General features: G+C 60.5%; 11 protein-coding genes. 3 read left to right on the forward strand and 8 right to left on the reverse strand.

Translation table 11 applies throughout. The features are described 5' to 3' along the window. Positions 1-240: 240 nt before the first annotated feature. Complete coding sequence (locus VQ575_RS07175; RefSeq protein WP_325919367.1) at positions 241-2028, reverse strand: bifunctional diguanylate cyclase/phosphodiesterase; 1788 nt, start codon at positions 2026-2028, stop codon at positions 241-243. 133 nt (positions 2029-2161) lie between these two features. Then, positions 2162-4240 (reverse strand): carboxy terminal-processing peptidase, encoded by a 2079-nt coding sequence (locus VQ575_RS07180; RefSeq protein ID WP_325919870.1) that lies wholly within the window; start codon positions 4238-4240, stop codon positions 2162-2164. Between the two features lie 139 nt (positions 4241-4379). Here VQ575_RS07180 and VQ575_RS07185 point away from each other — a divergent pair, with 139 nt between their 5' ends. The 3 genes from VQ575_RS07185 to VQ575_RS07195 all read left to right on the forward strand — a co-directional run bounded on the left by VQ575_RS07185 (position 4380) and on the right by VQ575_RS07195 (position 6900). Continuing rightward, a complete protein-coding gene (locus tag VQ575_RS07185; RefSeq protein ID WP_045156656.1) occupies positions 4380-5342 on the forward strand; it encodes a zinc-binding dehydrogenase in 963 nt (320 codons plus the stop codon). A gap of 131 nt (positions 5343-5473) precedes the next feature. Then, the gene (locus VQ575_RS07190) at positions 5474-6109 is read left to right on the forward strand and encodes a DUF1326 domain-containing protein (RefSeq protein ID WP_325919368.1); all 636 of its coding nucleotides are present in this window, start codon (positions 5474-5476) and stop codon (positions 6107-6109) included. A gap of 2 nt (positions 6110-6111) precedes the next feature. Next, the gene (locus VQ575_RS07195; RefSeq protein ID WP_039594530.1) at positions 6112-6900 is read left to right on the forward strand and encodes a DUF2182 domain-containing protein; all 789 of its coding nucleotides are present in this window, start codon (positions 6112-6114) and stop codon (positions 6898-6900) included. A gap of 18 nt (positions 6901-6918) precedes the next feature. Here VQ575_RS07195 and VQ575_RS07200 read toward each other — a convergent pair whose 3' ends face one another. From VQ575_RS07200 to VQ575_RS07225, 6 genes are all read right to left on the reverse strand, one after another. After that, positions 6919-7572 (reverse strand): HAD family hydrolase, encoded by a 654-nt coding sequence (locus tag VQ575_RS07200; protein ID WP_198726043.1) that lies wholly within the window; start codon positions 7570-7572, stop codon positions 6919-6921. Positions 7573-7606: 34 nt separating this feature from the next. After that, positions 7607-8596 (reverse strand): ABC transporter ATP-binding protein, encoded by a 990-nt coding sequence (locus tag VQ575_RS07205; RefSeq protein ID WP_039594528.1) that lies wholly within the window; start codon positions 8594-8596, stop codon positions 7607-7609. Continuing rightward, positions 8593-9393: an ABC transporter permease gene (locus VQ575_RS07210; protein WP_039594527.1), complete on the reverse strand. Its 801-nt coding sequence runs from the start codon at positions 9391-9393 to the stop codon at positions 8593-8595. Before VQ575_RS07210 ends, VQ575_RS07205 begins: the two co-directional genes overlap by 4 nt. Next, entirely contained in the window at positions 9380-10216 is an 837-nt protein-coding gene (locus tag VQ575_RS07215) for an ABC transporter permease (protein WP_162488986.1), read from the reverse strand. The genes VQ575_RS07210 and VQ575_RS07215 overlap by 14 nt, the downstream gene beginning before the upstream one ends. A gap of 5 nt (positions 10217-10221) precedes the next feature. Continuing rightward, a complete protein-coding gene (locus VQ575_RS07220; protein WP_325919369.1) occupies positions 10222-11028 on the reverse strand; it encodes an alkaline phosphatase family protein in 807 nt (268 codons plus the stop codon). Between the two features lie 175 nt (positions 11029-11203). Then, positions 11204-12271 (reverse strand): ABC transporter substrate-binding protein, encoded by a 1068-nt coding sequence (locus VQ575_RS07225; RefSeq protein ID WP_039594524.1) that lies wholly within the window; start codon positions 12269-12271, stop codon positions 11204-11206.

The raw sequence follows: 12271 nt of genomic DNA on the forward strand, positions 1-12271 counted from the left end.
CGAGATTCTTTTGATGATTTATTTGAGTGCATGGATACCTATTTTGATCAGAAAATTGAAGATCAACGCAATTTTTATGGTGATTTTATTAGAGTGCCTTCAGCGCTATCATCTAGCGTGCGATGATGCGCAGCCTTAACATAGCCTGCGCAATTAACCAGATACACCGCGTTGTTCAGAAGACGGGGCGCTACGCAGCCCTGCGGGAGCAAGCTCCCTCGCCACTGGGTACCAACCCAGTCATGCCAACACCCCTAACTCCCCAACTGACACCCGCCCACCCCCCCCATCAATCAAATACAAACTCCCCCCAACAATCTCCTTGGCATGATGCTTGGCCTGGGAGGCCAGCTCCGCCAGCTGACTGGCGTCCAGCCCCGCACAAGCCTCCGAGCGCAGGTGCACTACCCCAATCGACAACGACAACAAAGCGAACTCCTGCCGCACCCCCTGCCGGTTCAACGCGGTAAAACATCCCGCCTCAAGGTGCTCCGGCCGGTAGAAGCGGCGGCAGTGGTTCTGGAAGTCGTTCAACAGTTGGGTCAGGCGTTTACGCCAGTCATCCGGGCCGAGGACCAGTAGGAAGTCGTCGCCGCCGATGTGGCCGACGAAGTCGCGGCTGGGGTCGATGCGTTCGTTCAGGCATTGCGCCAGGCACAGTAGGACTTCGTCGCCGCGGCCGTAGCCGTAGATGTCGTTGAAGGGTTTGAAGCTGTCGATGTCGACGTAGCAGATCACCGACTCCTGGCGTTGTTGCAGCAGGCGGGTGAGGCATTGCTGGATCGGCACGTTGCCCGGTAGCAAGGTCAGCGGGTTGGCGTAGCGGGCCTGCTGGATTTTCAGTTCGGTGATGAGTTTGAGCACGTCGATGACGCGCCCCAATCCCATGTAGTTGCCGTTGAGGGTGATGATGAAATCTTCTTCGATGCGTTGCCGGGCGCGGCTGGTGATCAGGCGGCTGACTTGTTGCAGCGACTGATTGAGTTCCACCGCGAGGAAGTCATCACTCATCAGGCGGCTGATGGGTTTGCGCGCGAAGAGGTCGGTGGCGAAGGGTTTGAGCAAGGCATCGGAGAGCGAATGGCGATGGACGATGCCGCAGGGCTGGCCACGGTCGTCCAGCACTGCCAGGGAGTTGAGATTGGCCTGGCGGCGGAACGCTTCCAGGACCGCGGCCGTCGGGGTGTTGTGGGTCACCGCCGGTTGTTCGTTGAGCAATGCGCCAAGGTCATTGACTTCATCGCCCAGCGGCACCACCCCGCTGTCTCGGCGGGGCATCAACGCCTTGGCGTCCTGGGAAGGGTGTTCCTGCGGCCGGGCAAGCAGATAGCCCTGGACCAGATCGACGCCCATTTCGATCAGCACGGCCAATTCTTCCGGCAGCTCTATCCCCTCGGCAATCACCTGGGCCCGTGAGGCCTGGGCGATTTTCAGGATGGAACCGACGAACTCGCGCTTGAGCGCGTCCTGGTGAATGCCGTCGATGAAGTGCCGGTCGATCTTCACATAATCCGGCCGTAGTTCCGACCAGAGACGCAGGCTTGAATACCCAGCGCCGAGGTCATCCAGGGCGATGGAAAAGCCCATGGCTCGATAGTGATGAAGGGCGGTTTGCAGGAGCTGGAAGTCATCGATCGGGGTTTGTTCGGTCAATTCGATCACGACTTGGCTGGGTGGGATGCCGAAGTCTTGCAACAACTGCAATGTACGACCGGTCTGGTGCGCCGACTCGAGTAGCGATTCGGGCGACACATTGAGGAACAGCTTGCCCGGCAGTTTCTGCTCGTTGAACCGCTGGCAGGCGCTACGTCGGCAGGCCAGTTCCAGTTCACTGAGCCGCCCGGCCTGGCGGGCAACGGAAAGTAATGCGATAGGGGAGTGCAGGGGGCTGTTGGACGGGCCTCGGGTCAAGGCTTCGTAACCCAGGATGCGTCGTTCGGAGAGACAAACGATCGGTTGGAACAGGCTGTGCAAACCGCTTTGACTCAGGATTGAGCTCAAGGCACTCAGCTGTTCTATCGTGGTCATGGCAGTCTCTGGCGATAAAAAAAAGGACGGGGCGCAACCCCTGCTGGGGGGGGGCGCCCGGTCCTGTATTTCACGACAGACTGATGTCAGTTTGATGACACTCCGACGAGCATCACCATTAAATGGCCATCACTCAGTGCTTGGCGACCGCCGTGTTGAGTTTCAGGTAATCCAGGAGGATTCGCCCGGTTTCACTCAGGTAGGCATCGTCTTCCGGCTTGGTCTTTTCCGGTTCGGTGATCAGGTCCTCGTCTTCTTTCTTCAGCTCTTTGAGCGGTTCTTCGCCCTTGGCCTTGCGACGCAGGTTTTCCATTGCCAGTTGCTTGGCCTCGATGTCGGCATGCTGCGCGCGGCGCTCGGCTTCGTTGAGGGTGACGGTTTTCTCCATCATCAGCTTCTGCGCGAGGGCCAGCTTGTCACGGATGAACACGAATTCCGCGTCCTGGGACGAGCGCGCGTCATGGTCGGACTTGAGTTGGGCCAGGAACGGCTTGAACGGGTCCACGGCTGGCTTGATCGCGGGGCGGATGGTGTCCCACGGCATGGCCTCGGGCAGGGCGCTTTCACCGATTTCCTTGGTGTCGATGATCGACGGGTAATTGATGTCAGGCAGCACGCCTTGGTGCTGGGTGCTCTGGCCGGAAACCCGGTAGAACTTCGCCAGGGTCAGTTTCAGTTCGCCGTGGTTCAGCGGCTGGATAGTTTGCACGGTGCCCTTGCCGAAGGTCTGGCCGCCGATGATCAAGGCGCGGTGGTAGTCCTGCATGGCGCCGGCGAAAATCTCCGAGGCCGAGGCCGACAGGCGATTGACCAGCAAGGCCATCGGGCCCTTGTAGAACGCGCCCGGGTTTTCATCTTCCAGCACATCGACCCGGCCATCGGCATTGCGCACGAGCACGGTCGGGCCTTTGTCGATGAACAGGCTGGTCAGTTCGGTGGCTTCCTGCAAGGAGCCGCCGCCGTTGTTGCGCAAGTCGATGACGACGCCGTCGACCTTATCCTTTTGCAGTTCGGTCAGCAGCTTCTTGACGTCGCGAGTGGTGCTTTTGTAATCCGGATCCCCAGCGCGGAACGCCTTGAAGTCCAGGTAGAACGCCGGGATCTCGATGATGCCGAGCTTGTAGTCCTTGCCGTCCTGCTTGAGTTTCAGGACCGATTTTTTCGCGGCCTGTTCTTCCAGCTTCACCGCTTCGCGGGTGATGGACACGACTTTGCTGGTCTGGTCGTTCGGTGCGTTGCTGGCCGGAATGACTTCCAGGCGGACCACCGAGCCTTTCGGGCCACGGATCAGCTTGACCACTTCATCCAGGCGCCAGCCGACCACGTCGACCATTTCCTTGTTGCCTTGGGCGACACCAATGATCTTGTCCGCCGGGCCGACCTGCTTGGTCTTGTCCGCCGGGCCCGCTGGCACCAGGCGCACGATCTTGACCTGATCGTTATCGCTCTGCAGCACTGCGCCGATGCCTTCCAGGGACAGGCTCATGTTGATGTCGAAGTTCTCCGCGTTATCCGGCGACAGATAATTGGTGTGCGGGTCGTAGGACATTGCGAAGGTATTGATGTAGGCCTGGAAGATATCTTCGGCACGGGTCTGGTCCAGGCGCGCCAATTGGTTCTTGTAGCGCTTGGTCAGGGTTTCCTGGATCTGCTTGGGATCCTTGCCGGCGATCTTCATGCGCAGCACTTCGTCCTTGACGCGTTTGCGCCAGAGGTCGTCGAGTTCGGCTGTGCTCTTGAGCCAGGCGGCATCCTTGCGGTCGACCAGCAAGGTTTCCTTGGCATTGAAATCGATCTTGTCGACGCCTTTGTTCAACTCCGCCAAGGCGTAGTCCAGGCGCGCCTTGACGCGGTCCAGGTAGCGCTTGTAGATAATGAAACCGGCGTTAAGGTCACCGCTCTTGAGGAAGTCGTCGAATTGGGTCTTCCATTTGTCGAACTCGGCGATGTCGCTGGCCAGGAAATAGCTGCGCGACGGATCGAGCAGCTTCAGGTAGCTGTCATGGATGATGACCGAGCGTGCGTCATCGAGCGGCGGCTTGCTGTAGTGATGACGCTTGAGCAACTCAACGACATTAAGGCTGGCAATCACCTCGTCGCGATCGGGCTGAAGCTTGTCCCAGCTGTTGGCCGCGAGCGCATTGCTCGAAAGCGTCGAAACGCCAAGGCCAATGAAAAGGGCAAGTGCAGTACTGGGGAACAAGTGCTTCATGCTGATTCGACGCAGGGACAATTGATAACGCATATTAGGCCGTCTTTGAAGTCGCCGGTTCCATGTGGCCCGGGCGCATAATGCAAGAAAGCCCGGCGTTGAAGCAGCGGGCCCAGTCGAGACTCACTATGGAGGCACCGTGAAAGCATTGCAAGGCGTTGAAGGCCAAGTGGTATGGGCAGATGAGCCAAGTCCGGCCTGTGATGCAGGCCAAGTTCGCATCCGTGTGGCAGCCGCCGGCCTGAATCGGGCCGATTTACTGCAAAAAGCCGGGCATTATCCACCTCCACCGGGCGCCAGCCAGGTGTTGGGGCTGGAATGTTCCGGGATAATCAGCGAAGTCGGGCCCGGCTCTTCCTGGCAGGTCGGAGACCGCGTTTGCGCGTTACTGGCCGGTGGCGGGATGGCCGAAGAGGTGGTGGTCGATGGTCGCCATGTCTTGCCCGTGCCGGAAGGCTTGTCGATGGCCGAAGCGGCCGCGCTGCCCGAGGTCTACGGCACCGCGTGGCTGAATCTGTTCCAGCTCGCCGGGCTGCGGCCGGGTGAAAAAGTGCTGCTGCACGCCGGTGCCAGCGGTGTTGGCTCGGCGGCGATCCAGCTCTGCAAGGCGTTTGGCAACCCGTGTTGGGTCAGCGTCGGTTCGGCGGATCGGCTGGCCTATTGCGAAGCGCTGGGAGCCCAGGGCGGCGTGGTGCGCACCGACGACATCAACAGCCTGAACGACTTCGCGCCGTTCGATGTGATCCTCGATCCGGTCGGCGCGAACTACGCCAGTCTCAACGTGAAACTTTTGTCAGTTGACGGCCGCTGGGTGTTGATCGGCCTCATGGGCGGTCGCACGGCTGAGCTCGACCTCGCCCAAGTGTTGGGCAAGCGCATCCAATTGCTCGGCTCGACCCTGCGCAGCCGCAACGATCAATTCAAGGCCGATCTGATCAGCGAGCTGGGGCAGCAGGTATGGCCGTTGTTCGCTGATAAACGCTTGAGCCCGCAGTTGGCCCGGACGTTTGCGGTTACCGATGCCGAAGCGGCGTTTGCGGAACTGGCGACCAACCAGGTGTCGGGGAAGTTGGTGTTGGTGATTGATGAAGGCCTGAGTTGATTTTTGACCTGTGAAAGCCGCTGACCTTTGGTCGGCGGCCCGCGTCCGATGCACGCGCCCTGCTAGCGTTAATCAATGAGGGGATGGGGTAACCGCAGCTTTTATTTCACCGCAAGGTGAAGAGGTTGATCATGGCCATCGCCGAATGGCGCATGCAGGGCGTCGAGTTCATCGCCTGCAACTGCAATTGGGGCTGCCCCTGCCAATTCAATGCGCCACCCACCCATGGGCACTGCCAGGCGGTGGCGTCGATGCGGGTGGAGCGCGGGCATTTCAAGGAAGTGGCGCTGGACGGCTTGTGCTGGGCTGCCACCTTCTCCTGGCCGGGCGCTATCCATGAGGGTAACGGCAGTTGTCAGGTGTTCATCGATGAACGCGCCAACGAGGTGCAACGCGGGGCCCTGCTGACCATTCTGTCTGGCCTGGAGAGCGATCCTGGGGCCAACGTGTTCCAGGTGTTCAGCAGCACCATGAGTGAAGCGTTCGAACCGCAGTTCGTGCCCATCACCCTGTCCATCGATGTCGATCAACGCCTGGCGCACCTGGACATTCCAGGGGTGCTGCAGGCCAGCGGCGAGCCGATCCGCAGCCCGATCGACGGCTCACCTCATCGCGTGCGCCTCTCACTGCCCAATGGCTTTGAATTCCTCGAGGCGGAAGTCGCCAGCGGCAGCTACCAGACGCATTCAGCCCTCAAGCTGCAATCCCAGGACAGCCATAGCCACCTCGCCCAGGTGCATTTCACCGGCCACGGCATAGAGCCGTAGCGATGGCAGGACCCCAGGCGGTAACGCCGAGTAAGCGACTGTCAGGCGAGCAGATACTGTTGCTGCTCTGCCTGCTCGCACTGACCGCCCTGGCCTGGGTGATGCTGCTGCGCATGGCCCGCGACATGAGTGCGCCGGGCGGCATGGCTGATGCGGCAATGGCCGGCATGATCATGCCGTGGAGCCTCGCCGATGCGCTACTGATGTTCGCGATGTGGGTGGTGATGATGCTGGGCATGATGCTGCCCAGCGCCTTGCCCATGCTGCTGATCTACCAGCAGATGCTGCGCAAGCGCATGCGAGCGCCGCAGCGACACTTGGCCTTGCTGTTGTTCTGCTGCGCCTATGGCCTGGTCTGGTCCGGCTTCGCCCTGGGCGCCACGGCACTCCAGTGGACGCTTGAACAACTGGCCTTGCTCAGTCCGGCGATGCGCAGCAGCAGTACCGCGCTGGGCGCGGGCCTGCTGCTGGTCGCAGGCGTCTATCAGTGGCTACCGGCCAAAGCGACGTGCCTCGAGCATTGTCGCGGTCCGCTGCATTTCCTTCTCAGCTACTGGCGCCCCGACGTGCTCGGCGGCTGGCGCATGGGCCTGGCCCATGGTGCTCACTGCCTGGGTTGCTGCTGGGCGTTGATGGGCGTGCTGTTTGTGGTCGGCGTGATGAACCTGTTCTGGGTGGCAGTGATCGGTGCCTTCATCCTGCTGGAGAAAAACCTGCCGCAGGGGCTCTGGCTCAGTCGTGCCAGCGGTGTGTTATTGCTCGGCTGGGGCCTGTGGCTGCTGCTGGGGTAGGGCTGCTCATGCGAAAGCTTACTTCCAGCTATGGATCGGCCAGCCAGCCAGCTCGGCATGGGCCCTCAACACCTGGTCCGGATTCACCACATGCGGGTAATCCACCCGCAGCAACAGCGGCAGGTCATTGCGCGAATCGGAATAGAAGCTCGCACCTTCGAGGTTTTCCTCTTCGGCATCCAGCCAATCCAGTAACCGGGTGATCTTGCCTTCGCGATACGTCAGGGTGCCCACGGTCTTGCCGCTGTATACCCCATGGGCGACGTCCAGCTCGATCGCCAGGATCTCATCGATGCCCAGGCGTTCGGCAATCGGCTTGACCAGATGCGTGCCCGAGGCCGAGATCACCAGGATCCGGTCGCCGGCCTTGCGGTGCTCGGCGATGGCCTTGGTGGCGTCGCTGAAGATGATCGGCTCGATGAAGTCTTCAACCCACGGTGCCACCAGGTGCTCGATTTCTTCCGGCGTGCGGCCGATCATCGGTTCCAGGCTGAAGTCCATGTACTCTTCCATGCGCAGCTTGCCGTGGCTGTAGGCGTCCATCAGCTCGTTGTTGCGGCGCATGAACGATTCGGGATCGACCCAGCCCAGCCGTCCCATCTGTTCGCTCCAGAGGGTGGCGCAGTCGCCGTGGATCAGGGTTTCGTCCAGATCAAAAATTGCCAGGGCCATCAGCAGGTTTCCCTTCTTAAAATCAACAAAGCCATCAGGCTACCTCACACAGCGCCGAAGGATCGATGGAAAGTGCCAGTCGTGCACCATCTGGATGCAGGTCGGCGGCCGAGCGATTGAGCACATCCACCACCAGTTCCACGCCGCGGGCCTCGACCCGGTAGCGGATCACGTTGCCCAGCAGGCTGTGGCTGCGGATCAGCGCATCGGGTTCGCCGCTGCGATTCAACTCAATCGCTTCCGGGCGAATGGCGATGCGACCGGTCACCGGCCGCTGCAGCAGTTTGCTCGCGCTGTCGGCGTCCAGCAGGTTGTAGTTGCCGATGAAGCCGGCGGCAAAGACATCGACGGGTGCAGTGTAAAGGGTCTCGGCATCGCCGCTCTGTACGATCTTTCCCTGGTTCATCAGGAAAATCCGGTCAGACATCGTCAGCGCTTCCTCCTGATCATGTGTGACGAAAATCGTAGTCAGGCCAAGTTCGCGCTGTATCTGTCGGATCTGTTCGCGCAAGTGCTTACGAATCCGCGCATCCAGGGCCGACAGCGGTTCGTCCAGCAGCAACAGGCGCGGCCGCGTCACAAGGGAGCGGGCGAGGGCGACGCGCTGGCATTGGCCGCCGGACAGTTGATGGGGATAGCGGGCGGCAAAGTCATGCAGCTCCACCAGGCGCAGGATCTCCAACACACGCTGACGGCTGTCCGAGGCGTCGACCTTCTGCATGCGCAGGCCGAAGGCGACGTTCTGCTCCACGGTCATGTTGGGGAACAAGGCGTAGCTCTGGAAGACCATGCCGATCCCGCGTTTCTGCGGGCTCAGCGGGACGATGTCTTGGCCGTCCAGCAGGATCTTGCCGGCATCCACCGCCGTCAGGCCGGCAATGCAGCGCAACAGTGTGGATTTGCCGCAACCGGAGGGGCCGAGGAGGGTGACGAATTCGCCCTTGCCGATCTCGCAATTGATGTCACTGAACACCGGCGTGCCGGCGTAGCTTTTCTGCAGGTGTTGGACGCTGACGTAGCTCATTGGCTTTTGTCCTTGTTCAAGATGTTGGCCGCCCAGGTCAGGACCAGTACGAAGAAGAAATAAGAGATCACCAGCGCACTGGTGAAATGGCCGCTGCTGTTGCGCATGTTGTTCAGGTACACCTGCAGCGTTTCATAGCGGGTGCCGACGAGGATGTTGGCGAACACGAACTCGCCAAACAGGAACGAGAAGGACAGCAGCAGCGCCACCATCAAACCCTTGCGCAAGTTCGGCAGCACCACCAGCAGCGCGGCCTGGAAGGTGCTGGCGCCGAGCATTTGCGCGGCATCCATCAGGTCGCGCAGGTTAATCGCTTGCAGGTTGTTGGTGATCGCCCGGTACATGAATGGCAGGGCGACGGTGAAGTAGCAGCCGATCAGGATCCACGGCGTACCGACCATCGCCAGCGGCCCGGAACCGTAGAGTTGCAACAGCCCCACCGACGACACCACCGGCGGCACCGCGAAGGGCAGCAGGATGAGGATGTTCATCAGCGCGTCGAGCCTGGGAAAGTGGTAATGCACCACAAACAGCAGCGGCAGGATCAGCACCACCGAGAGCACCAGCGCACCGACGCAGACCAGCAGCGATTGACCGAAGGCGTGGAGAAAACGTGGATCGCTCCACAACTGCACATACCATTTGAAGGTGAAACCGCTGGGCAGCACAGTGGCCGACCAACTGCTGGCGATGGAGTAGACCAGTGTTCCGACCAGGGGCAGCAGCAGGATGGCGAACAGCAGGTACACCACCGCTCGATGATAGAGCCCGACGGAGCCCGATTCAGCGCGAGACATGGTAGCTCCTCTTGAGCAGCAGTTGATGGACGATGGTCACCAGGGTCATCAACGCCACCAGCACCACGGCGAGTGCGCTGGCCATGTTCGGATCCAGGGAAATGTCGCCGGAGACCATCGCCGCGATGCGAATCGGCAGCACGTTGAAGTTGCCTGTGGTCAGCGCGTAGACCGTGGCGTAGGCACCGAGGGCGTTGGCCAGCAGGATCACGAACGTGCCCAGCAGCGCCGGCGTCAGCACCGGCAAGCCTATGTGCCGCCAGAACTGCCAGCCGCTGGCGCCCAGCAGCGCGGCGGATTCGCGCCAGTCTTCACGCAGCGCGTCGAAGGCCGGATAAAGCAACAGCACGCCCAAGGGAATCTGGAAATAGGTGTAGAGAATGATCAACCCGGTTTTCGAGTAGAGGTTGAAATCCTCGATGATCCCCGCTTGCTTGAGCATGATCGTGATGCTGCCGTTGAACCCCAGCAGGATGATGAACGCGAAGGCCAGGGGCACGCCGGAGAAGTTGCTGGTCATGTTGGCGAACGCATTGACGAAGTTACGCAACCGCGAATCCACTCGACGCAGGGAATAACTGCCGAGCACGGCGATGATGATGCCGAATACGCTGGACCAGAAGCTGATCTCCAGGCTGTGCTGGATTGCCTGCCGGTAAAACTTCGAACTGAAGATCTTGCTGAAGTTGGCCAGGCCCCAGCCGAACTCCTCCGATTCCAGGCTGTTGACCAATACCCAGAGCAGCGGGGCGATCTGGAACACGATGAAGAAAATCGCGAAGGGCACCAGGCACAACGCTGCCAGCCATTTGCCGCGCGTCATGGCGTTCACTTGAGTAACTCCCGGCAATAAGGTTTGTCGTGGTCGACGCCGAGCAATTGGCAAATCGTGCCGCACAGTTCGGTCTGCCGAGGGGCAGCACTGGCGTCAAGGCTGAAGCCATCACCGAGGACAAACAGCGGAACCTCGCGTTCTTCGGCCAGCAAGCCGTTGTGGGAACGGTCGCTGTTCATGCCGTGGTCGGACGTCACCAGCACCTGGTAACCGACGTCGAGCCAGGCTTGCAGGTAGACCGCCAGGTTGATATCGGCCGAGCGGGCGCTGTTGCGGTATTGCGGCGTATCGAGGCCGTGCTTGTGGCCGGCATCGTCAATGTTCATTGGATGCACCAGCAGGAAGTTCGGCAAGTAGCGCTGGCGCAGGTGTTCCGCGTCGGCGAGCAGATGGGAATCGGGGTAGTGGTCATTCCAGTAGAAATGGCCGTATTGGATCGGCAGGTCGGGGTTGTCGGTGTGACGATCACGACCGGCTACGAAGGGTGACGCGTTGTAGAGCTCACTGACCCAGTGGTAGGCCGCGGCCGCCGTACTGAGACCGCCTTCGATGGCGTAGTGGAAAATGCTGCGCTGGTTCGACAGGCGCGAGACGTTGTTGTGCACGATGCCGCTGTCGATGGGCACGACCCCGGTGAGGATGCATTCGTAGAGCGGGCGGGACAGGGCGGGCAGTTCACATTCCAGCTTGTAGAGCGCCGCGCGTCCTGCGCCGACATACGCCTGCAAATGTCCCATGGCATGCCGGGCGACCTCGTAGTTGAGGCCATCGAGCACCACCAGGATGACGTTGTGCTTCATGGGGACCGGGACTCCGGGCTGATACCAGAAAGCTCGGACTCTCCACAGGTGGGAGCGGGCTTGCTCGCGAAGATGGAATTTCAATCAACGGTGATGCTGACTGACACACCGCTTTGGCGAGCAAGCCCGCTCCCACAGAGGATCCTCAATGGATATCCGAGCGGGAGCTAGCGCTTCACTTCATCTCGACGATGACTTCTTCGTTCCACATTTGCGGCAGTGCCTTGGAAGTCTTCTCCCACGCGTCCGCATCCTTGATCGGAGTCACTTTTTTGTACTGCTCGTTCGGCAGCAGCTTGGCCTGTACCTCTTCCGGCAGCTTCAGGTGCTCTGCGCGGATTGGGCGGGCATTGCCCTTGGCCAGGTTGATCTGGCCAGCGTCGCTGAAAATGTATTCACGGGTCAGCTTGGCGGCGTTCGGGTGCTTGGCGTATTTGTTGATGATCGTGGTGTAGCCGGAAATCACCGAGCCGTCGGAGGGAATCAACACGACGTAGTCATCTGGATTGGCCATTTTGGCCTTGTAACTCAGACCGTTGAAGTCCCAGACCACGCCGACTTCGACTTCACCTTTTTCCATGGTCGCAATGGTCGGGTTGGCCATGGAGAGGCGTCCTTGCTTGGCGATGTCAGCGAACAACAACAAGGCTGGCTTGATGTTCTTCTCGTCGCCGCCGTTTGCCAGGGCCGCAGCCAGCACACCATTCGCAGCCTGGGCGGCGGTGCTCACGTCACCGATGGAGACTTTGTACTTGCCGGTCTTGAGGTCAGCCCATTTGGTTGGCACTTCGGAACCGTGCAGCAGCTTCTTGTTGACGATGAAGGCAATAGTGCCGGTGTAGGCCAGGGCCCAGTTGCCATCCTTGTCCTTGGCCCAGTCCGGAACCTGGTCCCAAGTGCTTGGCTTGTAGGGCTGGACCACGCCCTGTTTCACCGCGATCGGGCCAAAGGCGGCACCAACGTCGCCGATGTCGGCGCTGGCATTGTCTTTCTCGGCGGCGAACTTGGCGATTTCCTGGGCGGAACTCATATCGGTGTCGATGTGCTTCAGGCCATAGAGCTTGGCCAGGTCGTCCCAAGTGCCCTTCCAGTTTGCCCAGTCATCAGGCATGCCGACGCTGTTGACGGCACCTTCCGCTTTCGCAGCGGCTTCCAATGTTTTCAGATCGGTATCAGCGGCCATGGCGGCGGTGCTCATGGCAATGGTCGAGCCTAACAGTGATGCCAGGAAAAGCTGTTTCAT

It is taken from the genome of Pseudomonas frederiksbergensis (assembly GCF_035751725.1).
Taxonomy (GTDB): Bacteria; Pseudomonadota; Gammaproteobacteria; order Pseudomonadales; family Pseudomonadaceae; genus Aquipseudomonas; species Aquipseudomonas frederiksbergensis_A.